This window comes from Microbacterium barkeri, from assembly GCF_027921765.1.
Classification (GTDB): Bacteria; Actinomycetota; Actinomycetes; order Actinomycetales; family Microbacteriaceae; genus Microbacterium; species Microbacterium barkeri.
On the sequence record NZ_BSEJ01000002.1, the window covers coordinates 208,486 to 234,654 of the forward strand.

At 70.8% G+C, this 26,169-nt stretch carries 22 protein-coding genes; 8 read left to right on the forward strand and 14 right to left on the reverse strand.

All coding sequences use genetic code 11. The features are described 5' to 3' along the window. Nucleotides 1–106 precede the first annotated feature (106 nt). Nucleotides 107–2,191 (reverse strand): DUF4012 domain-containing protein, encoded by a 2,085-nt coding sequence (locus tag PKE79_RS04150; protein ID WP_271172392.1) that lies wholly within the window; start codon nucleotides 2,189–2,191, stop codon nucleotides 107–109. Between the two features lie 89 nt (nucleotides 2,192–2,280). Further along, nucleotides 2,281–4,476, reverse strand: a complete 2,196-nt coding sequence (locus tag PKE79_RS04155) for a carbohydrate binding domain-containing protein (protein ID WP_271172393.1) — start codon at nucleotides 4,474–4,476, stop codon at nucleotides 2,281–2,283. Nucleotides 4,477–4,603: 127 nt separating this feature from the next. Between PKE79_RS04155 and PKE79_RS04160 the strand changes: the two genes are divergently transcribed. From PKE79_RS04160 to PKE79_RS04170, 3 genes are read left to right on the forward strand one after another with little or no spacing between them, the layout of a single operon-like run. Further along, nucleotides 4,604–5,563, forward strand: coding sequence for a glycosyltransferase family 2 protein (locus PKE79_RS04160; RefSeq protein WP_271172394.1), 960 nt, complete (start codon nucleotides 4,604–4,606; stop codon nucleotides 5,561–5,563). 13 nt (nucleotides 5,564–5,576) lie between these two features. After that, nucleotides 5,577–6,782 (forward strand): polysaccharide biosynthesis protein, encoded by a 1,206-nt coding sequence (locus PKE79_RS04165; RefSeq protein WP_271172395.1) that lies wholly within the window; start codon nucleotides 5,577–5,579, stop codon nucleotides 6,780–6,782. Then, on the forward strand, nucleotides 6,782–7,792 hold the full coding sequence (locus PKE79_RS04170; RefSeq protein WP_271172441.1) for a glycosyltransferase family 2 protein: 1,011 nt from the start codon (nucleotides 6,782–6,784) through the stop codon (nucleotides 7,790–7,792). Before PKE79_RS04165 ends, PKE79_RS04170 begins: the two co-directional genes overlap by 1 nt. A gap of 319 nt (nucleotides 7,793–8,111) precedes the next feature. On the opposite strand, the gene PKE79_RS04175 is transcribed toward PKE79_RS04170, so the two are convergent. After that, the gene (locus tag PKE79_RS04175; RefSeq protein WP_271172396.1) at nucleotides 8,112–9,143 is read right to left on the reverse strand and encodes a hypothetical protein; all 1,032 of its coding nucleotides are present in this window, start codon (nucleotides 9,141–9,143) and stop codon (nucleotides 8,112–8,114) included. Further along, complete coding sequence (locus PKE79_RS04180) at nucleotides 9,140–10,579, reverse strand: O-antigen ligase family protein (RefSeq protein ID WP_271172397.1); 1,440 nt, start codon at nucleotides 10,577–10,579, stop codon at nucleotides 9,140–9,142. Before PKE79_RS04180 ends, PKE79_RS04175 begins: the two co-directional genes overlap by 4 nt. A gap of 517 nt (nucleotides 10,580–11,096) precedes the next feature. On the opposite strand from PKE79_RS04180, the gene PKE79_RS04185 reads away from it, so the two are divergent. Then, entirely contained in the window at nucleotides 11,097–11,930 is an 834-nt protein-coding gene (locus tag PKE79_RS04185; RefSeq protein WP_271172398.1) for an EamA family transporter, read from the forward strand. Between the two features lie 443 nt (nucleotides 11,931–12,373). On the opposite strand, the gene PKE79_RS04190 is transcribed toward PKE79_RS04185, so the two are convergent. From PKE79_RS04190 to PKE79_RS04215, 6 genes are read right to left on the reverse strand one after another with little or no spacing between them, the layout of a single operon-like run. Next, a complete protein-coding gene (locus tag PKE79_RS04190; protein ID WP_271172399.1) occupies nucleotides 12,374–13,807 on the reverse strand; it encodes a sulfatase family protein in 1,434 nt (477 codons plus the stop codon). Next, nucleotides 13,807–15,342 (reverse strand): sulfatase family protein, encoded by a 1,536-nt coding sequence (locus PKE79_RS04195; protein WP_271172400.1) that lies wholly within the window; start codon nucleotides 15,340–15,342, stop codon nucleotides 13,807–13,809. The genes PKE79_RS04190 and PKE79_RS04195 overlap by 1 nt, the downstream gene beginning before the upstream one ends. A 5-nt stretch (nucleotides 15,343–15,347) precedes the next feature. Next, nucleotides 15,348–16,373, reverse strand: coding sequence for an aliphatic sulfonate ABC transporter substrate-binding protein (locus PKE79_RS04200; protein WP_271172401.1), 1,026 nt, complete (start codon nucleotides 16,371–16,373; stop codon nucleotides 15,348–15,350). Between the two features lie 26 nt (nucleotides 16,374–16,399). Beyond that, nucleotides 16,400–17,206 carry an ABC transporter ATP-binding protein gene (locus PKE79_RS04205; RefSeq protein WP_271172402.1) on the reverse strand — a complete coding sequence of 269 codons (807 nt, stop codon included), beginning with the start codon at nucleotides 17,204–17,206 and terminating at the stop codon, nucleotides 16,400–16,402. Continuing rightward, a complete protein-coding gene (locus PKE79_RS04210; protein WP_271172403.1) occupies nucleotides 17,203–18,081 on the reverse strand; it encodes an ABC transporter permease in 879 nt (292 codons plus the stop codon). Before PKE79_RS04210 ends, PKE79_RS04205 begins: the two co-directional genes overlap by 4 nt. A gap of 37 nt (nucleotides 18,082–18,118) precedes the next feature. Next, nucleotides 18,119–19,354 (reverse strand): ROK family transcriptional regulator, encoded by a 1,236-nt coding sequence (locus tag PKE79_RS04215; RefSeq protein ID WP_271172404.1) that lies wholly within the window; start codon nucleotides 19,352–19,354, stop codon nucleotides 18,119–18,121. Between the two features lie 210 nt (nucleotides 19,355–19,564). Between PKE79_RS04215 and PKE79_RS04220 the strand changes: the two genes are divergently transcribed. Both PKE79_RS04220 and PKE79_RS04225 read left to right on the forward strand, forming a co-directional pair. Then, nucleotides 19,565–20,938 carry a family 43 glycosylhydrolase gene (locus PKE79_RS04220; protein ID WP_271172405.1) on the forward strand — a complete coding sequence of 458 codons (1,374 nt, stop codon included), beginning with the start codon at nucleotides 19,565–19,567 and terminating at the stop codon, nucleotides 20,936–20,938. After that, nucleotides 20,938–22,149: a hypothetical protein gene (locus PKE79_RS04225; protein WP_271172406.1), complete on the forward strand. Its 1,212-nt coding sequence runs from the start codon at nucleotides 20,938–20,940 to the stop codon at nucleotides 22,147–22,149. The genes PKE79_RS04220 and PKE79_RS04225 overlap by 1 nt, the downstream gene beginning before the upstream one ends. 6 nt (nucleotides 22,150–22,155) lie before the next feature. On the opposite strand, the gene PKE79_RS04230 is transcribed toward PKE79_RS04225, so the two are convergent. Both PKE79_RS04230 and PKE79_RS04235 read right to left on the reverse strand, forming a co-directional pair. Continuing rightward, nucleotides 22,156–23,109, reverse strand: a complete 954-nt coding sequence (locus tag PKE79_RS04230; protein WP_271172407.1) for a glycosyltransferase — start codon at nucleotides 23,107–23,109, stop codon at nucleotides 22,156–22,158. 18 nt (nucleotides 23,110–23,127) lie between these two features. After that, complete coding sequence (locus PKE79_RS04235) at nucleotides 23,128–23,478, reverse strand: helix-turn-helix domain-containing protein (protein WP_309299960.1); 351 nt, start codon at nucleotides 23,476–23,478, stop codon at nucleotides 23,128–23,130. Nucleotides 23,479–23,732: 254 nt separating this feature from the next. Here PKE79_RS04235 and PKE79_RS04240 point away from each other — a divergent pair, with 254 nt between their 5' ends. Beyond that, complete coding sequence (locus PKE79_RS04240; RefSeq protein ID WP_271172408.1) at nucleotides 23,733–24,137, forward strand: alpha/beta fold hydrolase; 405 nt, start codon at nucleotides 23,733–23,735, stop codon at nucleotides 24,135–24,137. A 20-nt stretch (nucleotides 24,138–24,157) separates the two neighbouring features. Here the strand turns inward: PKE79_RS04240 and PKE79_RS04245 are convergent, their stop codons facing one another. Both PKE79_RS04245 and PKE79_RS04250 read right to left on the reverse strand, forming a co-directional pair. Further along, a complete protein-coding gene (locus PKE79_RS04245; protein WP_271172409.1) occupies nucleotides 24,158–25,213 on the reverse strand; it encodes an acyltransferase family protein in 1,056 nt (351 codons plus the stop codon). Nucleotides 25,214–25,259: 46 nt separating this feature from the next. Further along, complete coding sequence (locus PKE79_RS04250) at nucleotides 25,260–25,727, reverse strand: MarR family winged helix-turn-helix transcriptional regulator (protein ID WP_271172410.1); 468 nt, start codon at nucleotides 25,725–25,727, stop codon at nucleotides 25,260–25,262. Nucleotides 25,728–25,780: 53 nt separating this feature from the next. On the opposite strand from PKE79_RS04250, the gene PKE79_RS04255 reads away from it, so the two are divergent. After that, on the forward strand, nucleotides 25,781–26,149 hold the full coding sequence (locus PKE79_RS04255; RefSeq protein WP_271172411.1) for a VOC family protein: 369 nt from the start codon (nucleotides 25,781–25,783) through the stop codon (nucleotides 26,147–26,149). Nucleotides 26,150–26,169 lie beyond the last annotated feature (20 nt).

Sequence of the window (26,169 nt, forward strand, 5' to 3'; positions counted from 1 at the left end):
TCCCCCGTGTCCTGATCGAAAGATGGACTGAGGCAGTGTACCGCGCAGGTTATTCCCAGACACGCCGAGGCGCGCGCGAAACGGCTCGGACGGGCGCTTCTGCCCATCAGCCGCATGCGGTCAGCGCACCCGTCGTCGCCTGCACCATCGGGGTCGAGCGCAGCGCGAGCGGGCCGAACTCGCCCTCGCCCGAGAACGTCGCCGTCACCGTCGCGAGCTCGCTCGGGTCGAGCACGGTCGTGAACCACGCGACCGGACGGCCGAGGTCGACGACGTCGTCGCGCCGGAGCGTGACCTCCTCGCCCTCCACCGCGACCGACTCGACGGTCGTGCCGGGAGGGCCGTACACGTAGACCTGCGTGTGGAAGCGCGTCCCGTCGGTCTGGCTCTTCACATACTGCGGAAGCGCATCCGCCGTCGCCTGGTCGATGTCGAGGTGCAGCGTCGTCCGGACCTCGAAGGTCGACGCGTCGGCCTGGCAGGTCTGGGTGACGTCGATGTTCGACTTCATGTAGTAGTCGATCTTCGACGCCGACTCGTCGCGGAAGAACACGCCGAGGGTCGTCTGCTCGTCGTTGTCCTTCGGCAGGATGCCCGCGACCTTCTCGTCGGCGATCTGCTTCTGGACATCCTCGTTCTGGCTGTGGAAGAGGATGTTGCCGCCCTCGATCCCGTGGCGGATGGCCCACAGCATCGACTGGATGTCGAAGTCGCCGGCCGACACCTTCGTGAAGACCTGCTCGGCGACGCTCGCGAAGAACTCGTCGGCGGCGGCCGGATCGGTGACGCTGTCGAAGCGGCTGTAGACGTCGCTCAGCAGCAGCTGCGCGGCGTTCTGGCTCGTCATGACGTCGCCGGTCGTCAGCTGGATGGGCCCGGTCGCCTCGAGGATGTAGCCGAGCGCGATCGGGTCGATCGACGCGACTCCGTCGATGCGGTCGTCGGAGATGTCGCGCTGCCAGAACTTCGTGACGATCTCGGCCATCGTCGGGAAGTCCGGACGGCTCGGCGACGTGTTGACGTGGTGGATGAGGTACTCGTTGTAGAGGTCGAGCGCGCTCTGGTCGACGTCGACGTCGACCGGCACGAACTCGGTGAAGTCGGCGCTCGAGGCCTGGTTCACGATCTGCAGGTTGCCCGCATCGGCGCTCATGAGGGTCTGCGACGCCGCGGACCCGCCGAGGCCGACCGACTCCGCGTTGTTCTGGAACACGAGCAGGTAGTTGCGCGCGCCGTTCGCGCCGAGCAGCTCGGGGCCGTACTCGAACGCGGGCGCGGCGACCGACATCACGGAGTCGACGAGGTTCACACCGGTCTGAACGGGAGGGATGAGCGTCCCCGCGTCCTTGACGTCGGCGATGCCCTCCGCGATGCGCACGACGTCGTCGGTCGAGTCCTGGAGGAGCGGCAGCACGCGCGCGATGATCGACTCGCCGCTGTCGGATGACATGGCCTCGAGCGCGGGCTGGCCGATCCGGTTGCTGACGACGTCGAGCGCCTCGGCTGCCAGGCGCACGCCGCGGAGGTTGTCGCCGGCCCACGGGATGAACTCGGCGAGGCGCCACACCGGGTCGACCGAGACGCTCGCGGCGTTGGCGGCGTGCTCGCCGAGGATGGGCACCGACACCTCGAGGGTTCCGCCGTCCTGCACGTGGTTCACCACGCGCTGGGCGGCCTCCAGCTCGCTCTTGACGATGAGCACGCGCGCGCCCAGCCACAGGCCCGCGATCACGAGGACCGCGATGCCGATGAGCACGCCGATGCGGATCCGGCGGCGACGCGAGCCGTCGCCCTTGTCCTTCGCGCCCTTCCCGGGCGGCGGGGCGGATGGCGGTGCCGCGCTCTCGCCGCGGGGCGCGTCGAGGAGCTGGGTCGGCGCGTCGAAGCGCTGCGTCGGCGTCGCGTCGGCGGCCCCGCCGACCGCGCCCATGCGGGTCGTCGGCGTCTCCCCCGCGTCGCGCGGCGTGTGCAGCACCTGCGTCGCGGGCGCCGCGTCGGCGCCGCCCGGCGCCTGCGCGGAAGCCGGCGCGTCCTGCCGCTCGAGGTCGAACACGTCGATGCGGCCGGTCGCGGCCGCATCGATCCCGGTGGCGTAGAACCCGGGCTCCTGCGGTGCCTCAGCCTGGCGTGCGAGCCGTCGGGCGCGTCGACTCAGGGGCTTGTCGCGCGCGTCGTCCTGCGAGTGGGGCATTCTCCAACCCTACGAAACCTTCTGCAAGATTCCCTCGTTGTCGCGTGCGCGACATGGCCGGGGCGCGCGGCCCCGGCCATCCGCTCGTCTCAGTCCTCGGGGCGCGCGGGCGTCTCCGTGGGGTCGGGCGTCGCGGTCGGCGACGCCGTCGGCGTCGGCGTCGGCTCGTCGGCGGGCGAGAAGTCGCCGGCCAGGAAGACGGCGCTGCCCGTCAGCGGCACGGTCACGGTGCCGTTCTCGGGCTCGAGAGTCGTCACGGCGCCCGACATGTCGGTCATCGTGATGGGGCCCGACGCCTCGTACTCAGCGCTCGCCTGGCCGTTGAGTGTCCACGCGACGCGGACGCCGTCGGACTCCTCGCCGAAGAGGTACGAGTGGTTGCCCGACCCGATGTCGTCGCGCGCGGTCGCCTCGCGCCCGCCCAGCTGGTCGATGAAGAGCGCCTGGGCGAAGGCGGCGGGCTTCGGAGCCGCGGTCGCGACGCTCGCGGCCTCCTGGTAGAACATGCCGAAGTTGCCCTCGTGGTTGTTGCCGTCTGTGCTGTCGTCGATGAGGTCGTACCAGTAGTACTTCTCGACGCCGTTCGCGAGGCTCACGGCCTCGGCCGCGACGAGGTTCTGCGCCTGCGCCTCGAGCGAGCGCGCCTGGCCGAGCTCGTTGCCCGTCGTCCATCCGAACTCGGTGAGCCAGATCGGCAGCTCGCCGCCCGCGCCCGCCTGCATGTTCTCGCGCGCGTCGGCGAACGCGCCGGTCAGGTTCTCGGGCTGCTGGTAGTACGACGGGTTGTACGGGTGGAAGCTCATCGCGTCGGCGTGCGCGAGGGTGTCGGTCTCGGCCCACAGGCGCCGGAACCACTCGGCGTCGTAGTTGGCCGTCGATCCCGCGATGACGGGGATCGAGTCGTCGACCTTCGCCTGCACCGACTGGACGAGCGGGAAGTAGCAGGTCGGCGCGGTGCCGCAGCCGCCCGTGTTGAAGCGCTCGTGGTTGAACTCGTTGAACACCTCGAGGCCGACCACGTCGAACCGCTGCGCGATCGCCGCAGCGTAGTTGCCGTACGCCTCGACCGCGCCGGGCGACGACGGCGGGTTGCCGCCGTCGTAGAGCGGGTTGCCGTAGTTGACGATGCCGAGCAGGCCGATGCCGTGCGCGTGCATCTTGTCGAACTCGGACGTGTAGTGGCCGCTGAACTCGTAGACGCCGGGTGTGCGCTCGTTCTGCTCCCACAGCACGTCGTTGCGCGCCGAGCCGAAGCCGACCGACTGCAGCACGTCTGCCGCGTCGACGTACCACGACTGGTCGACGTGGGTGATCGCGCCGATGCGCTCGTCGGGCGCGATGCGGGCGCCCTCGAAGTCGACGACGGCGACGGGGGTGGCGACGCTCTGCCCCGAGGCGTCAGTGACCGAGACGCGGTAGTAGCCCTGCGTGACGCCCTCGAGCGGGATGGCCGAGACGCCGTCGCGCAGCGGGGCGGTCCCCTCGGCCGCGACCGAGCCGTCGGCGCGGGTCACCTGCCAGCGCGCGTCGCCGGCGCCCATCTTCACGCCGAGCGCCGCGCTCTTCTCGCGGAGGATCAGGGCGTTATTGAGGATGCCCCAGTCGGAGGTGACCTCCTCGAACGACGGGTTCGGCACGACGTTCTCGCCGCCCTGGGGCGTCAGCGAGAGGTCGTCGATGCCGAGACCCGACACCGGCCCCTCGATCTGGATCGCGATGGTCGTCTCGCCGGCGCCCTCCGGCGCGGTGTACTCGCCCTCGACCTCGGTCCACGACGCGTCGATCTCGCCGAGCTCGATGCGCGTCTCGCCGATGAGGATGGCCGCGGAGACGGGCTCGGGCAGGGTCGCCATCTGGCGCACCTGCGCCGAGAAGTCGTAGGTGGTTCCCGCCTGGACCGCGACCGTCGCGGTGAGGGCGGCGACCGGCGCGTCGACGACGGGGGCGTCGATGTACGCGGAGGTCTCGCCGCTCGCGGCATCGCCCGCCTGCGGCCACACGTCGGCGATCTGCGCGGAGCCCGCGCCCTGCCATCCGTTGAGCGCGCCCTCGACGGGAACCGAGACGGGCAGCTCGACGGGCTCCGGCGTGGGGGTCGGCGTCGGGGTGGGGGTCGGCGTCTTCGTCGCCGTCGGCGTCGCGGTCGGCGTCTCCGACGCGACCGGCGCGGGCTGCTGCGTGAGGTTGAGCGCGAGCGCCGTGCCTCCGCCCAGCACGGCGACCGCGCCGACGGCGCTCGCCGCGATGATGGCGATCTTCTTCTTGTCTCTCTGGCGAGCGAACATCGGCTGGTCCTTCCCCCGAGGGCTGGTCGACTGCGTCAATCCTGTCACCCGCGCGGCCCCTCCCCCTGCGCATTGCCCGGGGATGCCGCCTCCCGGCGCCGGCCATCCGCCTCCGTAGGATTGACGCATGCCGCACGACACCCCGCTCATCGACGTCGTCGTGCCCGTGTACGGCGGCTGGGATCACGTCGAGCCATGTCTGCGCGCGCTCGAGGAGCAGACGGTCGCGGCGAACGTCATCGTCGTCGACGACCGCTCGCCCGACGACACCGCCGACCGGATCGCCCGCGCGTTCCCGGGCGTGACGCTCCTGCGCAACGGCCGCAACCGCGGATTCGCGCACACCTGCAACCGCGGCATGGCGCACGGCGAGGCGCCGTACGTGCTCCTCGTGAACAGCGACGTCATCGCCGAGCCGACGCTCGTCGAGCACGTCCTGGCGGCCTTCGAGGCGGCGCCGCCGACGCTCGGCAGCGTGGCTCCGCTGCTCCTGCGCCCGGATGGCCGCGTCGACTCCCTGGGGATCACGGCCGACGCGACGGCGGCGGGCTTCGTCCGCTATCACGGCGCGACGGTCGACCGCGCGTCGGCGACGCGGCCCGCGCTGCTCGGACCGTACGGCGCCGCCGCGGCATATCGTCGCCGCGCGCTCGGCGAGGTCGGCCTGCTCGACGAGGGCATCTTCATGTACGGCGAGGAGCTCGACCTCGCCTTTCGGCTGCGGGCCGCGGGATGGGACGCGATCGGCCTCGAGACGCCGGGCGGCATGCACATCGGCGGCGCGTCGGCCGGCGAGGGCTCGCCCAAGCAGCGGTACCTCGCGGGCTTCGGCCGCGGCTACCTCCTGCGCGCGTGGGGCATCCTCCGGACGCGTCGGGCGGCGCGCGCGCTCGCGACCGAGGCGATCGTGTGCCTGCGCCGGATCGTGCTGTACCGCGACGTGAAGTCGCTCACCGGGCGGATCGCCGGATGGCGCGCGGCGGCGCGCGAGGTGCGCCCGCAGTTCCCGCTCGCGGCGGCGGATGCCTCGATCGACATGCCCCGGTCGCTCCGGATGCGCTCGGCGTCGTTCTGGGAGAAGCTGTGACGGGCTCTCGCTGATGGCCCTCGCACGACGGCTCCTGAGCTTCTCGACGATCCCGGCGGCGTCGGCGCTCATCCCGTTCCTCGTCCTGCCGGTCCTCGCGTACAACGCGGGAGCGGGCCCGTGGGTCGCGGTCGCCGTCGGCCAGTCGGTCGGCGGGTTCTTCGCGCTCGCCGTGAGCCTCGGCCTCAATGTCGTCGGGCCCACGCTCGTGAGCCTCGCGCCCGAGGCCGAGCGCCCCGAGCTCTTCGCGACCGGGACGCGCGCACGCCTCGCGGTCGCCCTCCCCGGAGCGCTCGTCGCGGCGGTGATCGCCGCGGTGCTTGCTCCCGGTGCCGACGCCCCGATCGCGGCGACCATGGCGGTCGCGATCACGCTCGGCGGGCTGTCGTCGGCGTGGTTCCTCATCGGGCTCGGGCGCCCGCTGCCGCTCATCCTCTTCGAGCTGCTCCCGCGGGCCGCCGCCACCGCACTGGGCGGCGCGATCATCCTCGTCGGCGGCCCCGTGCTCTGGTACCCGGCGCTCCTGCTGCTCGCGATCGCGGGAGGCATCGCCGCATATGCCGCGACCGTGATGAAGCCCGCCGCCCTCGTGCGCGGCGACTGGCGGGGATCGCTCGCCTTCGCCCGGCGACACCTCGCAGCGGCGGCGACGGAGACGGTGAGCGGCGCGTACACGACGCTCGCCGTGTCGCTCGTCACGGCCGGGACGACGACCGCGCAGGCCGCCGCCTACGTCTCGGGCGACAAGCTGTTCCGGATGGGCCAGACGGTCGTGGGCGCGCAGGGCAACGCCCTGCAGGGCTGGGTCGTCGAGGAGGATCGCGCGCACTTCGGCGCCCGCGCTCGCAAGGCACTGCTCCTGCACGCGGTGCTCGGAGTGCTCGGGTTCGCGGCCTTCGCGCTCATCGGGCCGTGGCTGACCGGCATCCTCTTCCGCGGGAAGGAGATGGACGCGGCCACCGCCATCCTCTTCGGCGTCGCGATCCTCTGCATCTCGCTCACGACATCCCTCGGACGGCATGTGCTCGTGCCGCTCGGGCGCACCCGCGCGATCTTCGTGAGCGTCGTGGCCGGTGCGGTCGTCGGCGTGCCGCTGACGCTCGCGCTGTCGGCGCTGTGGGGGTCGGTCGGCGGCGCGACGGGCCTCGCCTCCGCCGAGGTCGTCGTGCTCCTCGTGCAGGTGGGGTACGTGCTCGCGGCGCGGAAGGCGAGGGTGTGATGCGGGTGCTCGTGGTCGTCCTGAACTGGAACGGCATCGACGACACGGAGGAGTGCCTCGACGCCCTCGCGGCGCAGACGCATCCGGCCGACGTGCTCGTCGTCGACAACGGCTCCTCCCCTGACGACGTGCGGCGCCTTCGCGCGCGTGCCGCGAGCGGGGCCATCCGCCTCCGGCTGGAGCCCGAGAACCTGGGGTTCGCGGGCGGCGTGAACGTCGGCATCCGCCTCTCTCAGCACGACGGCTACGACGCGGTCGCGCTGCTGAACAACGACGCGCTCCCCGAGCCCGGATGGCTCGCCGCGCTCGTCGCGGCGCTCGAGGCCGACCGCGACGCGGCGATCGCGACCGGCCTGCTCGTCCGGCGCTCCGACGACCCCGCGATCGCGGGCACGATCGACACGGCCGGCGACGGCCTGAGCGTGTGGGGCATGCCGTTCCCCCGCGGGCGATCGGATGGCCGCGCGGACGCCCCCGAGAAGGGGCGCGTGTTCTCGGCGAGCGGCGGTGCGTCGCTCTATCGCACGGCGCTCTTCGATGAGATCGGACTGTTCGACGAGACGTTCTTCGCGTACTTCGAGGACATCGACATCGGGTTCCGCGCACGGCTCGCGGGCCACGAGATCGTGTACGAGCCGGCGGCTGTCGCCCATCATCGGATCGGCGCGACGAGCGGACGCATCCCCGGCTTCACCGTGCGGCAGACGTTCAAGAACCTCCCCGTCCTCCTCGTGAAGGACGTGCCCGCAGGCCTCCGCCACGTCATCTGGCCGAGGTTCGCCCTGCTCTTCGCGATGATGCTCGGCAAGACCTTCGCGACCGGCTCGGGCGCGCATGCCCTGCGCGGAATCGGCGGGGCCATCCGCCTGCTGCCGCACGCGCTGCGGGAGCGTCGCCGGATCCAGCGCGCCCGCATCGCGACCGCGGCGGACATCGACGCGCTCCTGCTGCACGACCTCCCTCCCGAGCAGCATGGGATGCGGAAGCTGCTGCGCGTCTTCCGGCGCTGAGGCCGGGCCGGGGGCGCCGGGTCCGGGGCGCGTATGGTTCGGACCGGGCCGGGGCGGTCAACAGCGTCACCGGATTCGGAGTCGTGGGACAGATGTGCGCGTGTCGCACGACACCAGGCAACACCAGCCCCACCGATCCGAATCGGGACACGGCAGCGACGTCACCGGAATCGGACTCGTGGGGCAGATGTGCGCGTGTCACACGACACCAGGCCACACCAGCCCCACCGATCCGAATCGGGATACGGACGGACGGTGAGGGAAGGCAGGTGACGGACGCGGGACACGGACGGCCGGCGACCCGGTGACGGATGCCCCCCTACACCCCCGCGGCGCCGTCGCGGCCGAACTCGCCTCGGATGAACGCCGCCTCGACCTCGCGGTCGAACACCTCGCGCTCACGGCGGATGGCCGCACGGTACGGCTCCTGCGCGCCGAGTGCGGCGGCCGGGTCGGCGAGCACGCGCTCGATGGCGGTGTGGGCCGCCGCGACGACGTCGGGGGCGACGTCGACCTTGTGCTCCCACGGCAGCGGCACGTCGACGTCGTTGGCCCCCGCGCCGCGGCGCGCGACGAGCACGATCGAGCCCATCGCGGCGGCTTCACGGGGCATCCGGTCCTTGCCGGGGTGCGTGCCGAGGTCGAGGTAGATGAGGGATGTCCGCAGCGCGTCGGCGACCTCGTCGCGCGTCATCCCGCGCAGCGGCAGGAGCTCGATGCCCGGCCAGCGCCGTGAGAACTCGCGCATGAGCGCGGCCGACTTCGCGGGGTTGTAGGTGATGCGCGGCGCGCGCCCCTCGACGGCGACCGTCTCGGGGAAGTCCAGGGGCGTGTAGTCGGAGAGGATGGTCCCCACCCGGCCGAGGTGCGCGAAGACGTGGTTCCACGCGTAGTGCGACTGCACGAGGTGGCCCGCGCGCGCGAGCACGGCGTCCTCCCCCGTCGTGACACCGCGCAGGGCGCGCTTGAGATGGCGGGCCCAGATGAGCGGCGGGCGCGACATCGGCGTGCGCTCGAGCGGGAGCGTCGACTTCTGAGCGCGCTCGATGACGAAGCGCGGCGCGTAGTCGATCGAGAGCCACCACACGAACGGCTGCGCGTGCGCGAGGCCCCGCAGCAGGAGCGCCTGCGTCTCGGGAACGACGATGGCGTTTCCCGGCGCATCGACGACCGCGGGCGCCTCGGGGGCGTCGTAGTGCGCGTAGCGCTCCGCGCGAGGCGCGTCCTCGGTGCCGGGAACCGGGACGAGGAACGCGTCCTGCCCCTGGCGACGGAGCGAGTCGACGAGCTGGTGCAGCGCCTCGGGTCCGCCTGTGGCGAGCCCGCGCGGGTAGTAGACGTAGGTGGTCATGCGGCCTGACTGACGGAGGCGGACGGGATGCGACCATCCTGCCGCGTCCCCAGCCGCGTCGAGAACGCGACCGCCGTGATCGCGGCGAAGAACGGCACGAGGTGGTTGTCGCCGAGGAACGTCGTCGTGTCGAGCATGCCGTGCGCGAGCACCCACGAGACGCCGACGAACACGACGAGCAGCTCGACGGACGCGCGCGAGACGAGCTTGTCGTGGCGCGCGGCGCCGATGCGGCGGAGCACGGCGATGATCGGGAGCAGCGACAGCGCGATCGTCAGGAGCAGCGCGATGATGCCGGCGTCGGCCCACGCCTGCGCGAAGAGGTTGTGCGGCGGGAAGAGCTGCAGGCCGCGGCCGGGGAAGGCCATCCGCCACTCCTCCGCGATCGTGAGCCGCCAGTTGCCGAAGCCGAGCCCCGTGAACCAGTTCTCGGGGAACCTCTGGAAGACGACGCCCCACAGCCGCCGCCGCTCGTCGAGCGTGCGCACGACCTCGTCGAGCAGGCGCGGCCGCATGGCGGTGACGATGGCGACGGCTCCCGCGGCGAGCCCCGCGCCGGCGACCGCGACGACGACCGTGAGGACGGGCTTGCGCACGGCGACGAGGGCGAGCACGCCGAGCACCGGCAGGATGACGATGGCGACGAGGGGCGTCTTCGATCCGGTCCCGAGGGAGGCGTCGAGCGAGATGGCCGCGACCGCGAGGAACAGCCAGAAGCGACCGCGCCCCGGGCGCTGCAGAGCCGCCCACACGTACAGGCACGCGACGACCGCGAGGAAGAGCGACGCGGTGTTCGCGTTCAGGAAGAGGCCGCCCGCCTTGAAGATGTCGTTGACGTTCTCGGTGCTGCCGTGCGCGATCATCTCGACGCCCGGCTCGGTGAACACGCGCGCGATCGGCGACGTGAGATACGCCTTCTCGAGATCGGGCGCGAGGCGGAAGAGCGTGACGAGCCACGCCTCGATGAGGATGAGCGGCGACACGATCGCGAGCGCCTCGATGAGTCCCTGCGGAGACGAGCGGATGGTCTCGCGCGCGAGGAGCGCGGTGGCGATCAGCGCGAGGGTGAGCAGGACGCCATAGGCGGCCGAGCCGACCTTGTCGGCCCAGAGCACCGAGATCGCCTGCCACACGGCGAGCGCGCCGAGCAGCCCGATCCAGACGTGGGCGTTGCCGCGCCAGAAGCGCCAGATCGCGCCCGGGAGGAGGGCCGCCGTCGCGATGAGCCCGAGGGACGTGAAGCCGAACGGGCCGAAGAACTGCAGCGTGCCGAGCGCGAAGGCGCCCGCGAGCAGCGTCCGCGCCGGCAGCCGGAACGACAGCAGCACGATGACGCCGGCCCCGAGCAGGGCGGCCGCGAGGATGAGGACGATCTCGAGCGGCGTGCGGGAGCCGAGGAACGACGGCTCGGCCAGGACGATCACGATCTGCTCCACACGTCGACGGCACGGTATGGAGGTCTTGCGTCCCCCGCTATCCAGGTTAGCGCTCTCACTTCCGAGCTCTGGGAGGCGGTGCCCGGGCGACAGTCCCCAGTTGTGCGTCCGCGCTCGCGATCAGACGGCAACGCTCGTGTTCAGGGTTACAAGCGGCGGCTCATCGACACGGGCTGCGTGAAGGCAGACGGCCACGGATACGTCGCGTTCTCCCTTCCTCACCTCGGCGAGTACATTCGCTCCATGAGCGCTGATCCGGCCGAGGCTTCGAGGGAGCGCGACGAGTGGGGAGCATTCCCGCCGCCACGCAGCGTGTGACGACGAGCGGCACTTCCCGCGTTGAGCGCCGCCCTCTACGGTCGGACGCGAAGGCCCGACCGAGGAGGATTCGATGCAGCCGGCGATCGTCCTGACTGCGACACACGGGCAGGACTCTCCGGACTGTGCGCGGGACAGCGTGCCGCGTGCACCCCAGCGGCACCGCGATCAGCTCGCCGCTCCGGCAGACTGAACGACCGTGCTCACGCTCCCCTTCGCGATCGCGGCCGCCGTCTCGTACGGCCTGTCGGACTACGTCGGCGGCCGGGCATCCGGGCGGATCGACGCGCGGGTCGTCGCGCTCATCAGCCAGGCGTGCGCGGCGGTGCTCGCGGTGCTCCTCGTCGTCTCACCGGTCGGGCAGGGAGCTCTGACCGGAGCGGACGTCCTCTGGGGCGCAGGCGCGGGGCTGGGCAGCGCGATCGGCAACGTGCTGATCTACCGGGGCATCGCGACGAGCTCGGTCACGAGCGTCGCGCCGATGTCGGGTGTCGTCGCGGTGACGATCCCGGTCGTCGTCGGGGTCGCGTTCGGCGGCCTGCCAACGCCGTTGCAGACGGCCGGTCTCATCGCCGTGGTCCCGGCGATCTGGCTCGTCGCGGCAGGCGGCCGGTCCGCAGTGGATCGGCGAGGCCTGCTCATCGGCGCGGGAGCGGGCGCCGGCTTCGGCACGCAGTTCACCTGCCTCGGCCAGACGTCGGAAGCCGCGGGCCTGGTGCCCCTCGCGGTCGGCCAGGGCGTGTCGGTCGCGCTCCTCACGGTGCTCGCCGTCGGCGTCCTGCGCACCGGCGGCCCGCTCCCCCGGCGGGCGGTCGGGATGGCGGCGGTGGCGGGCGTCCTCGCCGGCGTCGCGACGGTGAGCTACCAGGTCGCGGCCCAGCTCGGCGATCTCGCCATCGCGGCGGCGGTCACGTCGCTCTACCCGGCGGTGACGGTGGTCGCGGCGGCGATCGTCACGCGTCGCTGGTGGACGCGCACCGAGGGCATCGGCCTCGCGCTGTGCACGCTCGCGCTCGTGCTCATCAGCACGTGAGCGCGCGCTCGAGCAATCACCCCGGTCGTCGAGCGAGCAACCACCCCCGGTCGTCGAGCGAGCAACCACCTCCCGGTCGTTGAGCGAGCGGAGCGAGACGAAACGACACCGTCCCCGACGTCGGCTCGCGACGTTTCGGCTGCGCTCGCTGGCGCTCGCTCCGCTCAACGCCCGGAAGGACGGCCACCGCCGTTGAGCGAGCAACCACCCCCGGTCGTTGAGCGAGCGAAGCGAGACGAAACGACACCCCCGAGATCGGCTCACGACGTTTCGACTGCGCTCGCTGGCGCTCGCTCCGCTCAACGACCGGGAGGGCACCGCACCCCGGTCGTCGAGTGAGCAACCACCCCCGGTCGTTGAGCGAGCGGAGCGAGACGAAACGACACCCCGTCCCGGCATCGGCTCGCGACGTTTCGACTGCGCTCGCTGGCGCTAGATCGCGCTCAGGGCGACAGGAGGGGATCGGGCTGGCTCGGATGCGGGACGTCGCCCAGCCGCGCCTGCTCGGCCCACATGGCCCGGGCGAGTTCAGCGCGGATCTCGCGGTACTCCGGATCGTGCGCGACGTTGCGGAGCTCATCCGGGTCGCGTTCGAGATCGTAGAGCTCCCATTCCGGCGGATAGGTGAAGGGTCCTGTGCCCGGCAGGCCCATCCCGTCGTTGTAGTAGTAGATGAGCTTGTAGCGGCGCGTCCGATAGCCATAGTGGGCGGGTGCCCGATGGAACGCGTCGTCGTGCTCCCAGTAGCGGTAGTACACGCCCTCCGTCGGCGCCGGTGCAGGCGCTCCCACGAGCTCGGGCCAGAAGCTGCGCCCCTGCATGCGGGGATGGGCCGGCACCCCGGCGGCGTCGAGAATCGTCTGGGCGAAGTCGACATTCGTCACCAGGGCGTCCAGCACCTGCCCTGCTGCAAGATGCCGTGGATAGCTCAGCACCACGGGCATCCGCAGCGACTCCTCGAACATGAACCGCTTGTCGAACCAGCCGTGCTCGCCAAGGAAGAAGCCCTGATCCGACGCGTACATGAGGAACGTGTCCTCGAACTCTCCGCGCTCGCGCAGGCGGTCGATCACGCGGCCGACGCTCTCGTCGACCGAGGCGACGCACGCGAGATAGTCCTCCATGAAGCGCTGGTACTTCCAGAGCGCGAGGTCCGCGTAGGGCAGTCCGTCGGGCGGAGTCTCCTTCAGGTCCTCCTCGTTCAGGTTCTCGGCCAGCCGCATGAGCGCGCGGCGCGTCGATGACGAGCGCGTCGCGTAGTCGTCCCAGAACGTCGACGGCACGGGCACCGCGTCGCGGAAGCGCGCGGCGACGTCCGGCTTCGGCTCCCACGGTCGGTGCGGCGCCTTGTGGTAGATGAGCACGCACCACGGGGCGTCGCCGTCGAGCGAGTCGACCCATCCGAGGGCGAGATCCGTGATCACGTCGGTCGCGTAGCCCGGCACAGTGCGCTCGCCGTCCTCCGACAGGAAGAGCGGGTCCCAGTACTCGCCCTGCCCGTCGTGCCCCACGAGGATGTCCCAGTAGTCGAACCCCTGCGGCGTGGACCCCTCGCCCTCCCCCATATGCCACTTGCCGACGATCGCGGTGCGGTAGCCCGCGGCCTTGAGCTGTGAGACGAACGTCGGCTGGCTCGCGTCGATCGGCGCGACGAGCGTCGTCACCCCATTGACGTGGCTGTAGGTGCCGGTCAGGATCGACGCCCGGCTCGGGGAGCACAGCGCATTGGTCGCGAAGCAGCTCTCGAGCCGCCACCCGAGGGAGGCGATCTCGTCGATGCGCGGCGTCGCGATCATCGTGGATCCGTAGGCCCCGACCGCCTGGGCGCCGTGATCGTCGGTGAGGATCATGACGATGTTCGGCCGCCGCTCGGGCATCAGGCGCTCTTCCTCTCCTCCGGGAGCACGGCCATCCGCTCGCTCGCCTGGTACGTCGTCTCGTCCAGGCCGCTCTGGGTCGGGTCGTAGTCCACGTCGCCGACGTCGTACATCGTCGTCATCCAGTGGTAGAAGTTGTCGCCGCGCTCGCGGAGCACGCTGTACAGCCGCTGCATCATCCGCTTGCGCACGGGCCTCATCTCGGGGTGCTCGTACAGGTTCAGAAGCTCGTCGGGGTCGAGCTCGAGATCGTACAGCTCGTTCACCGAATCGGGGTTGACCACGAGCTTGTAGCGGTCCTCGCGCAGCATCCGCTGCGGGTACGGGAAGTGGTGGCCATGGAACTCGCAGACGATGTCCTCGTCCCACTCGGGGTGCTCGCCTGCCGCGAGCGGGACGAGACTGCGCGAATCGACGGCGGGCGACGGGTCGATGCCCGCCAGGTCGAGGATGGTCGCGGTGCAGTCGAGCAGGCTGACGAACTCCCTGCGCACCAGGCCCGGCTCCCCGCCGGGGATCCGCAGGAGCCCGGGAGTCCGGTAGATGTCCTCGTACATCGCGGGCCCCTTGTCGTGGAGCCGGTGAGCCCCGGTGAACTCTCCGTGATCGCACGTGAAGAACACCGCGGTCTCGTCGACCAGCCCCAGCCTCTCGAGCGCGGCCATGACCCGGCCGATCTGCTCGTCGATGAGGGCGACGTACCCCCAGTACACCGCGATGAGCTTCCGGGTGACCTCGATCGGCATGGTGTCGAAGGTCCAGTGCGCGCTGTAGTTGCGCTGCACCGGCGGCTTCCCCTCGAAGTTCTCGGCGATCGACTTGGGCAGCTCGATCTGCGCGGGATCGAACATGTCGAAGTACGCGTCCGGAACGATGTAGGGCAGGTGCGGGCCGAAGAAGTTCAGCTCGAGGAAGAACGGGCGCCCATCGCGTTCGTGCTCTTCCGCGTAGCGCTCGAGGAGCTCGATGGTCCGCGTGGCGAGGTAGTACTCGAAGGTCGCCTCGACCGGCTGATGGAGACGCGCGGCGAGCAGGTTCCCCGGCCCGCCGTTGGGCAGCGTTCCCCGGATGCGGTCGCTGATCCGGTAGGGCGGGAGTCCTCGTTCGGCGAGGAAGGCGAGGTAGTCCTCGTTCTCGACCGGGTTGTGCCACCCGGGGAGATCGGGGCCGTCGAAGCCGAAGTCGGCGGCGTTCTTCACCGTGCCCGCGTGCCACTTGCCGACGAGCCCCGTGTTGTAGCCGTGGTCACGCAGTGCCTCGACGAACGTGAACGTGCCGTCCTCGAGGTCTTCGAGGTACCCCACGTTCCGCTCGTGGTTCGCGAGCACACGGTGACGGAACGGCGCTTGCCCGGTGAGGAGGCTCGCACGCGCGGGCGTGCAGATCGCCGTGGGCGTGTACCAGCGGTCGAACCGCGTGCCTGTGCGCGCGAGCTCGTCGAGCACGGGCGTCGCGGCGAGCGCGTTGCCGTATTCGCCGAGAGTGTCCGCCCGATGCTGGTCGGTCATCAGGAAGAGGATGTTGCTCGGCTTCATGGCGCTCACTCTCCGGCCTCGAGGAAGAGGTCGCCCGTGTAGAACTCTGCGGGGTCGACGGGGTCGGACAGCTTTCCGGCTTCCACGAAGTAGTCGACCATCGTCGTCAGCCACGTGTCGATGGTGCCGTCCTCGGTGTACTGGTCGATGTCCTCGAGCGACAGGATCTCGACGTTGCCCGCGTCGGCCTCCACCTGAGCGGGGTCGAGGGCCGAGAACTCGGCGGTCAGGACGATCGCCTCGTCGACGTTGTCGGCGCGGTACGCGATCGCCTCGCGCAGGGCCTTCAGCACGCGGTCGATCTTCTCCGGCTCGTCTGCGACGACGTCGTTGCCGGCCACGAACGCGGTCGGGAAGGCGACGTCGTCGAAGTCGGAGTTCTTCGCGAGCTCGACGAGGTCGGGCACCTGTGCCTTCACCGTCGCGAGCGCGGGGTACCAGAAGCCCGCGGCGTCGACCTGCTTGGACGAGAGTGCCGCGACGATCGCCGCAGGCTCCATCGGGACGAGGTTCACATCGTCCTTCGTCATGCCCGCCTTCTCGAGCGACAGCGTGAGGATCATGTCCCCAGACGTGCCCTCGGGCACGGCGACGGTCTTGCCTTCGAGGTCCTCGATCGAGTCGATGCCCGCCTGCGCGACGACACGGTCGGCCTGGCCGAGCGTGTTCATCGCGACGATCTTGGCCTGTCCCGACGCCGGCAGCCAGAAGGCGCCGGGGCCGATGTAGCCGAAGTCGAGGTCCCCCGTGCCGAGCGCCTGGATCTGCAGCGGTCCGTTCGTGAACGAGGTGGCCGTGACATCGAGGCCGTACTTCGCCCAGAGCCCCTGGTCCTCGGCGATCGCGAGCAGGCTCGTGCCGTTGAAATCGGCGATGTAGCCGAAGTTCACGTCGATGACGTCGTCGTACTCGCTCTCGGCCTCGGGCGCAGTGCCCCCATCGCCCGGGTCGGCGGATGTGCACGCGGTGAGGAGCAGGGCGACAGCGGCGCCGACGGCGGTCGCGCCGGCGATCTTCCGGGTGAAACGCATGGCAGTTCCCTTCATGGGGTCGGTCTTCAGTGCGACGCGGAGCCGGCGACGACGCCGGGCTCCTGGTGGTACACCGCGTGCCACACGCGGTTGCGCAGGTCGCGGAATTCAGGGCTCAGGCGCACCTCTTCGGTGCGCGGATAGGGCAGATCGACGTCGATGACGTCGTAGATGCGCCCGGGGCGCGCCGCCATCACGACGACGCGGTTGGCGAGGAAGACGGCTTCGTCGACGTCATGCGTGATGAACATCACCGTGCGCTTCTCGCGGCTCCAGGTGCCCAGCAGCTGCTCCTGCAGCTTCACGCGGGTGAGCGCGTCGAGGGCGCCGAACGGCTCGTCCATGAGCAGGATCGACGGGTTCACGGCATAGGCGCGCGCGATGGCGCAGCGCTGCTTCATCCCGCCCGAGAGCATCTTGGGCAGTGCGTCCGCGAACTGCTCGAGCCCGACCATCCGGATGAAGTAGTCCGCCTTCTCGCGTCGTTCGGCCTTCGGCAGGCCCGCGACCTTCAAGCCGAACTCGACGTTCTTTCGCACGGTGAGCCAGGGGAAGAGCGCGTACTGCTGGAAGATCACGCCGCGGTCGGGCCCCGGCCCGGCGACGGGCTTGCCGTCGACGAGGGCCTGGCCGGCCGTCGGCGCCTCGAGCCCCGCGAGGATGTTCATGAGCGTCGACTTGCCGCAGCCCGACGGGCCGACGACCGTGACGAACTCGTTGTCCGCGATGTCGAGGTTCACCCGCTCGATGGCGACGAACTCCTCGCCCTTCAGCTCGAAGGTCTTGCGGATGTCTCGGACGGAGATCTTGGCGGTGGAGTCGGTGGTGGTCATCGTCGTTCCTGCCATCCGGTGAGCTTGTTCTCGGCGAAGAGCAGCAGTCGATCCATCACCAGGCCGAGGATGCCGATGAAGACGATCCCCACGAAGATCGTCGCGAGGTCGTAGTAGAGCTGGGCCTGCTGCATGCGGTACCCCAGCCCGGCCTGCGCGGCGAGGAGCTCGGCGGCGACGAGCGTCGCCCATGCCGACCCGAGTCCGACGCGCATGCCGACGAGGATGAACGGAGTCGACGCCGGCACGACGACCTTGAGGAAGATCGTGCCGTCTTTCGCCCCGAGCACGCGCGCCGCGTTGATCATCGTGCGGTCGACGTTGACGACGCCCTGGTACGTCGAGATGACGCACGCGAGGAACGCGGCGAGGAAGATGACGAACACCTTCGGGACCTCGCCGATGCCGAGCAGCACGAGCACGAGCGGAAGCAGGGCAAGCGGCGGGATGGTCCGGAAGAACTGGATCCAGGGCTCGGCCAGGCCGCGGGCCACGGTGTACCAGCCCATGAGGAAGCCGACGGGGATGGCGGCGGCCGAGCCGAGCAGGAATCCCGTGAGCACACGGGCGAGGCTGGCGAGGATGTCCTCCTGGAGGATGCCCGCCTGCCACAGCTGCACCGCCTTGGCGACGACCTGCGGCGGCGTCGGGAACTGGAAGCCGCTCAGCGCGAGGATCCACCACAGGCCGATCCCGCCCACGATCGACACGGCGTTGAGGATGAGCAGGCTGCTGCGCTTCGAGAGGCGGGGACGCGCGAACGGCGATGGCTTCGGGCTCGACGGCGGCAGCTTCTCGGCCACCGCCGAGGTGCTCATGGTGTGCGGCTGGATCTCGGCTCGCGAGGGGCCGGTCGTCATTCTCGCCTCGGTCATGGCCTGCTCCCTCCGGTCGGGACGGGTGAGTGGGCGTTCACAGGGCGCTCCTTTGCTGCTGTGGAACCGATTCGCCGGAGGACGCAGGGTCGGGGTATCCGGCGAGGAGGGGGGACTGATGGAAGATCGCGGCGATGGCGCCGAGCGCACCGTCGCTGTCGTGCAGCTGCGCGGCCCGCACGATGTGCGGCTGGTCGGAGGGGATGGAGTGGAGCTCGTATCGGAGCGTCGACGCCGCCTGCTCGACGAGCACGGGGGCGACGCGGACGATCTCGCCGCCGATCACGACCTCGCGCGGGTTGAGCATCATCGCGGCGGCGCCGAGCACCCGGCCGACCGTCGAGCCGACGTCTCGGAGCACGGCGTCGACCGCGGGGTCGCCGGTGGCGACCGCATGGGCCAGGTGGTCGAGCGTGTGCACGTCCGCACCGGCGTCGCGGCAGGCGCGCAGGATCGCCGGCACCGACGCGATCGTCTCGAGACATCCCCTCTTGCCGCAGCGGCACAGCGCGCCGGTGGGGTCTGCGGTGACGTGGCCGAGTTCGCCAGCGAACCCCCGTGCGCCGGTGACGAGCTGGCCGGCGATGACCAGCCCGCCGCCGACGCCGTCGGAGAGCCGCAGGTAGACGAGGTTGTCCACGGCGTCGGGCCGCGAGATCGCCTCGGCCAGGGCGGCGAGGCGGGTGTTGTTGTCGACGATCACCGGAGCGCCGAAGCGCTCGAGGAAGGCGACGTCGACCCCCTCGGGTGCGAGCTGCTTCTTCCAGCTGACGACAGGCATGCCGCCGCGCGCGCCGGTGTAGGGCCCGGGGACGCCGATGCCGACCGCCTGGAGGGCTCCGAAGTGGACCCCGGTCTCGAGACTCACGCGCTCGATGAGCGCGAACGCGATCGCGAGCCGCTCGGCCCACGGCAGGTCGTCGGCATACCGCTCGACGCCCTCCGCGATGACCTCGTGCGAGGCGTCGGCGACCACGACGTGCACGCGCCGGTGACCGAAATCGACCCCGAGGAACTGGCCCGAGGCGGGGTCGAGCGCGAGCCGCTCTGCCGGGCGGCCGCTGCCCGAGCGCACCGCCGCGTCCGTGTCCGCGACGATGATCGCGCCGCGCTGAAGCAGGCTCGCGGTGATCTCCGAGAGCGTCGTGCGCGAGAGCCCGACGCGCTTCGCCAGCTCGGCGCGGCTCAGGGCACCGTGCGCACGCAGCGCGGCCAGAACGCGCTCTTCGTGGGTCCGCCTCACCAGGGCGTGCACTCCCGTCGTCATCGACATGCAGCCCACGCTCCCAGCGCCGAATTTTTCCGTCAAGAATCCGACAGAAAAAGTTTCGGAATCTGCAGAGGTCCTTTCAGAACGCGTCCGCACGTCTTTCTGACGCACCGTTGACGGAGAAAATCGACCTCCGTAGCGTTCCCGGCGCGGGCCGGCGGACGGCTCGCGGGCCGGGCTCCCCGGCTCCTCGGTGATGAGGAAGGTTCGAAGATGAACGACCCCCAGCACGGCTGTCGCGTGGACCGGCGCGCGTTTCTCGCAGGAGTGGGCGGCGCGGTCGCCTCGGCGGCGCTCGCCGCCGGCGGGCCCGCCGCGGCAGCGAGCCGAACGACGTCGGCCACGGCGCTGGCATCCGCGTCGCCCACAGAGGCGCCGCCCCGCGGACGCTACCCGTCGAACTGGCCCGACCCGCAGCCCTACGGCGTTGCGGACACGCGCGTCGACCTCTGGCCGCGAGACGACAACTCCTTCATCCTGCCTCTCGAGCGCCGCCCTCGGGATGCCGAGGACGAGCACGTGTGGATGCGCGACACCTACGTCAACTGCTTCGTCGTGAACGGCAGGCCGCTCTACGTCGCCACCGGGACGACGAAGGTCCCCGGCCTCGATCGGGCTGCGCCGTGGAACGACGGGATCTTCGTCTGGACCGCGCCCTCGCTGCGTGGCCCGTGGCGGCTGGTCGACACGAGCGCGGTGCGCCCGAGCGCAGAGCGCGGCAAGGTGTGGTCGCCCGAGTTCGTCGACGAGAACCGCCCGGGGCGCACGGTCGTCGCACCCTGGCAGGAGTACTGGCACGACGCGCGATTCGGGAAGCGCGGCCAGGTGTGGGCGCCCGAGGTGCACTACTTCCGCGACACCTGGTACATCGTCGCGTGCATGGGCGATCACTCCCGCAAGGTCGGCTCGTTCATGCTCGTGAGCGAGGGCGGCATCGAAGGCCCGTACCGGCTCGTGCAGGGCAACGTCGAGAAGCCGTTCGGCGACCCCGTCGCAGGAGGCCCCGCCTTCATCGAGCCCGGGGCCTATCACCACATCGACGGCAGCCTGTACACCGAGGGCGACGATGCGTGGCTCGTGCTGCACAACGACGAGTACGCGCGGTTCCGCGACGACATGGAGGACATCGTCCCCACGACCTCCCTGCCCCGATTCGCCCAGACGCCGTATGCGCCGGAACCGTATCTCGAGGGCGCCTACGTGTTCCGGCACGAAGGGAGGTACTACCTGCTGCATGCCGCGTGGAACCGCTCGTCGATCGCCGCAGACGGCAGCGTCCGCTACGCATACGACACACCGGCGCCCGGTCGCGCGCAGTACCAGTACGACGCCATCGTCGCCGTCGCAGACGCGTTCGAGGGCCCCTACTCCCCTCGCTGGACCGCCGGCGTCGGGGCAGGACACAACAACCTCTTCGCCGACCACGACGGCACGGTGTGGGCCACGTTCTTCCGCAACCCCGCCGCGGGCTACTGGTCAGACCCGACGCGGGTCGCTCAGGCGGCCGTGCCGGGCGTGGTGCGGATGGAGTGGACAGGGCCCGAAGGGGGCCGCCTCTATGCCGAGCGACGACGGGGGCGCGACTGATGCGCGCGCGCTTCGTGCGCCCCTCGATGGCGACCGCCCTTCCCCGGTTCCGGCGCACCGTCGCGACGGCGGCCGTCGTCGCGACGCTCGCCGTCGGCGCGCCCGCTCACGCGGCAGCGGCCGGCGCCGCGAGCGGCACGGAACCTCTCCCACCGCTCGGCGCTCTGGGCGCGAACTACAACGAGAACCTCGATCGGCTCAACGAGGTCGAGCTGGCCGCGGCGCGCGCGGAGTGGGTCCGCGGGTTCTACACGTTGCCTGAGGCCGACAGGATCCCGCCCGCCGACAGCCCGACCATCCGCTCGATCCTGGATGCCGACGCCGGCGGGCACCGCACCATCCTCAGTCTCAAGTTCCCGAAGCAGAGCGCTGCTTTCCCCGAACCCGGAAGCGCGGAGATGGCGCACGAGCTGGAGCGACTCGATCGCGTGCTGCCGCTCGTCTTCGGCGCCGTCGACGTCGTGACGATCGGCAACGAGCCGTTCATCGAGAGCCAGCCCAGCCAGCGCGACGAACGGCTGAACGTGTTCTACGAGACCGTCGCACGGCACGTGATCGATGCCCGTGAGCGGCTCTGCGGAGCCGGCTGCTCGACGCACCTGTACATGGGCGCGCTCAATCGCCTCGACCTCCCTCAGAATCGGACGCCCGCGGTCGAGCGCTTCCTCGCGTTCGCCCGCGAGACCCCGGAGATCGAAGGGGTCGACCTGCACCCTCACGTGCCCGATGAGTCGCGCATCGACTCCTTCCTCGACTACACGCTTCCGCGCCTACGCGAGGATCAGACGTTCCTCATGACGGAGTTCTCGCTCGTCTGGTACTGGCAGCAGCACATGGCAGACCCTGTTCCCGCTCTGTTCGCCGACCGGTACGGCTACGACCGCGACACCCCGACGTGGGAGGTCATTGGCGAGGCGATCGAGAACCCGTTCCCCTCGCACAAATGGAACGACCTTCTGTCGATGAGCCCGTGGTACGAGAGCAAGAAGCACCTGCTCCGCGATGTGATGGAACGGCTCCGCGCGACCGGACGGCTCGCCGTCGCGACGTACGGGTTCGTCCAGATCCCGTCGATGACCTCAGAGTGGAGTGCCACGAAGGCACCGTGGCTGCTGAACAGCGTGTACGCGGGTTTGACGGTGCAGCCCCGCGGTCAGGCGATGTCCGCACCGGGCTACGGATGGCTCGCGGACTTCCGCGCCCTGCAGTAGTCGCCTCTACCTCAGCTCCCCCAGCGTCGCGTCGATCGTGCGCGCGGTCGCGTCCCAGTCGTATCCCGACGCGGGCGGATCGACGCGACGCGGGGAGGCCAGGGCCGAGCGGATGGCGCCGGCCCACTCCTCGACGTCGGTCGCGTTCTCGACGGCGAGGCCGCGATCGCCCACCGTCTCGGCGACCGCCGCGCACCCGCGCCAGAAGAGCACGGGAGTGCCGGTCATGACGCTCTCGAGCGCGGGAAGGCCGAAGCCCTCGAGGGTCGACGGCATGACGGTCGCCGCCGCGCCGCGGTAGTGGCGCGCGAGCGCGGCGTCGTCGATCCCCGCGAGCAGCTCGACGCGAGCCGAGATGCCGCGCTCCGCGGCCATCAGCTCGGCCTGCTCGTGCTCGCGCGCGGGCAGGAGCATCCGCAGTCGCGCATCCGGCACGCGCCCGAGGGCGTCGAGCACGACCTCGACGTTCTTGTGCGCGCGGAGGTTGCCGACGTACATGAGGTACGGATCGCCCGGGGCCGGCTCGACGTCGGCGCGGAAGGCGTCGGAGCATCCGATGCCCGCATTGACGACCCGCACCGCGTCGTCGTCGAGCCACTCGTCGATGAGCGCCTTCGACGTCTCGGAGACCGTGAGCACGACACCCGTCCGCCGCACGACCGGGCGGACCACGAGCCGGTAGTACGCGAGGTACTTCGCGCGCCCGGGCCACGGCGTCTGCAGCTGGATGAGGTCGTGCAGCGTCACGAGCTGCCGCTTCGCCCGCACGAAGGCGTTGTAGCCGGGCGAGTAGAGGAGGCGATCGCGCGGCACAGCGCGCAGCGCATCCAGCGGGGCGAGGTGGTCACCGTCGAGCCCGAGCGACTGCCACGGCGTCGTCAGCCGCGGGAGCACCTCGCGCGAGTAGCGCTGGATGCCGGCGATGCCATCCCACCGGGTGTCGATCGCGACCTGTGCCATGGGTTCCATTCTGTCGTCCTACGGCCGGCTCGCGAACCGCGGCACCAGCGCGGAGTACTGCGCGCAGTCCTCGCAGCGGGTGACGAGGTCGTGCCGGCACTCGATGACGTGCGTGAGGAACCGCTCGGCGTCAGCCAGCTGTGCGCGCTGCGCCCGGATCCACTCGAGCCGCCGTTCGATCACCTCACTCCGGCGTGCTTCGCTGCGTGTGAGGATGAGCCGCACCTCGGGCAGGCTCATCCCGACGCGCTGGCAGGCCTGCACGATGCGCAGCCGCGCAATGTGCTCATCGGTGTACTCGCGATGCCCTGTGGGCGTGCGATCGGGAACCACCACGCCGACATCGTTCCAGTGCCGGAGCACATGCACCTCGACGCCGACCGTGCGCGCCGCTTCCCCGATCTTCGCTCGACCTCAGCACTCAGGCCGAGCGCCTCGTCGCTCTCCTGGACCACTGGCATCTCCTCGCGCCGCACGTCGTTGCGCACGACATCGGCGGCGCCGTCGCACTCGGGGCGCATCTGCTGCGCGGCACCGACTACGGGAGCCTGTTCCTCTGGGATGCGGTCACGCTCGACCCCTGGGGCTCTCCGTTCTTCCGCCTCGTCGCCGACCATGCCGGCGTGTTCGCCCAGTTGCCGCCGGCCCTTCACGCCGCGCTGGTGAAGGAGTACATCGCGGGTGCGATCGGCGACCGCCTGCCGCCGTCCGCGCTCGACGCGCTCGCGGCGCCATGGCTCGATGCGGATGGCCAACCGGCCTTCTACCGGCAGATCGCTGCTCTCGACCCGGCCGACACGCGACCGCTCGTGACGCGCCTGCACGCCGTGCGGTGTCGGACGCGCATCGGATGGGGATCGCGTGATCCCTGGCTGCCCGTCGCGCAGGCATATGAGCTTCAGGCAGCTGTGCCTGGTCGGCCCTCCGTGGTCGAGCTCGAGGGGGTCGGGCATCTGGCACCCCTTGAGGATCCGGCGTCGGTCTCGAGCGCCGTCCTCACGTGGCTCGCGGAGCAGGAGCAGGCCTGACCCCGGCGCGCCTAACGCCCCTACCGCTCTCCGAGCAGCGCGCGCTTCGCCGGCGCGGGAAGCTCGAACACGACCCGCGCGGGTGTGCGCATGACGAGCTCGTAGACCGCGACCGACAGGATGGCGATGGCGAGCGTCACGAGCAGCGGCGCGAGCGAGCGGATGACCGGGCGGTCGATCACGAGACCCCAGTTCGGCACGCGCGACAGCAGCTCGAGCAGGAGTCCGTGCAGGACGTAGATCGGCAGGGTCCGCCGCCCGATCCACGCGAGCGCCCGGCCGACGGGCCGCACCCGGCAGATCACCGCCATGAGCAGCAGGAGCAGGATGGCTGCGGCCGCGTCGCGAGGCACCGACAGCACCGCGCCGACGTGCGGATCCCCCATGGCCATGATGCCGCCCGCGCCCAGGTATACGGCGAGCGCGCCGAGCGCGAACGGGAGGTGCCGCGACGCGACGCGCTCGCGCAGCCACGTCGATCCGTAGACGCCGATCGCGAAGAAGACGGCGTACCGCATGAGGTTGCGGTACTGGTCGTTGTTGTCGGCGACCGGCACGTAGTGGCTGCAGATCGACACGACGACGAGCGTCACGAGGACGAGCGCGGGGTCGACCCTGCGCAGCGTCGCCAGGAGGGCGGTCCATACGGCGAGCGCGAACACGTACCAGAGGAGCGTCTTCGGCAGGACGAGCTCGTTGAGGTACGCGTCCCAGCGGATGGCACCGGTCCCGCCGAGCGGGCCGGTCCAGACGTACGCGCCGACGAGCCCGGCATAGAGCGCGAACGCGAGGAGCCACACCGCGTAGAGCCAGTACGACGAGGCGACCGACACGCGCACGGTGCGGTCGGACCATCCGTGACGGATCCGTCGGGCGAGCAGCAGGCCGCTCAGCATCGCGAGCCCCGGGATGCGGAACGGCGTCATCGCGTCGATGAACCACGACCAGAAGCCCGTGGATGCTCCGGGCTGCAGATGCCCGAGGTAGCTCGACAGCGTCGTGTGCATGAGCACGACGCCGAGCACGCAGATGCCGCGGGCCGCGTCGATCCACACGATGCGCTCGGTCCGGGCCATGCGCCCCAGCCTATGCGGGAGGGTTCGGATGGCCGGGGCCCGGCCGTCACGGCTCCTCGGCACGCTCCGCATCGCCGCGCCCGGTCAGCGCCGCGATCATGCTCCGCAGGGCAGACCGCGCCGCCTCCTGCTCCTGCGGGGTCATCCCGCCGACCATCCGGTCCTCGACCGCGCGGACGGCGGTGCTCGCCGCTTCGAGGCGCTCCCGGCCGAGCGGGGTGAGCTCCGCGGGCAGCGCCCTCCCCACGCGGGCTTCCGCCGGCCTTGTCACCGAGCCGTCCTGCTCGAGGGTCTGCAGCAGCACGTTCATCGACTGACGCGTCACGAACGCCCCGCGTGCGAGTTCGGAGTTCGACAGGCCCGGCCGCTGCGCGAGCAGCTCGAGGCAGGCGTAGTGCGTCACCGTCATCCCGAGCGGTCGGAGCACGGCCTCCATGGCCGAACGGAGCGCGGAGGACGCCTCCTTCAGCAGATAGCCGAGGGATGTCTCGAGATCGATCACATCTTGACTCATGTCAGAAGTCTGACATAGCCTCCTTGTCAGTTATCTGACACAAAGGAGCAGACATGCCCGTCACCGGCCCCGATTTCATCTCCCTGCAGGTGCGCGACCTCGAGACGTCGCAGGCGTTCTACGAGCAGCACCTCGGTCTCGTGCGGTCACCCGCAGGGCCGCCGCACGCCGTCGTCTTCGAGACGAGTCCGATCGCGTTCGCCCTGCGCGACATCGTGCCCGGAACCGACCTGGAGTCGGCCGCGCAGCCGGGCATCGGCACGGCGATCTGGCTCCACGCGACCGACACGCAGGCGATCCACGACGCGCTCGCCGATGCGGGTCACACGATCGTCTCCGCACCGATCGACGGCCCGTTCGGGCGCACCTTCACCTTCGCGGATCCCGACGGCTACCACGTCACGATCCACGACCGGGCGTAGGCGAGGAGGGGCGCTCCGGC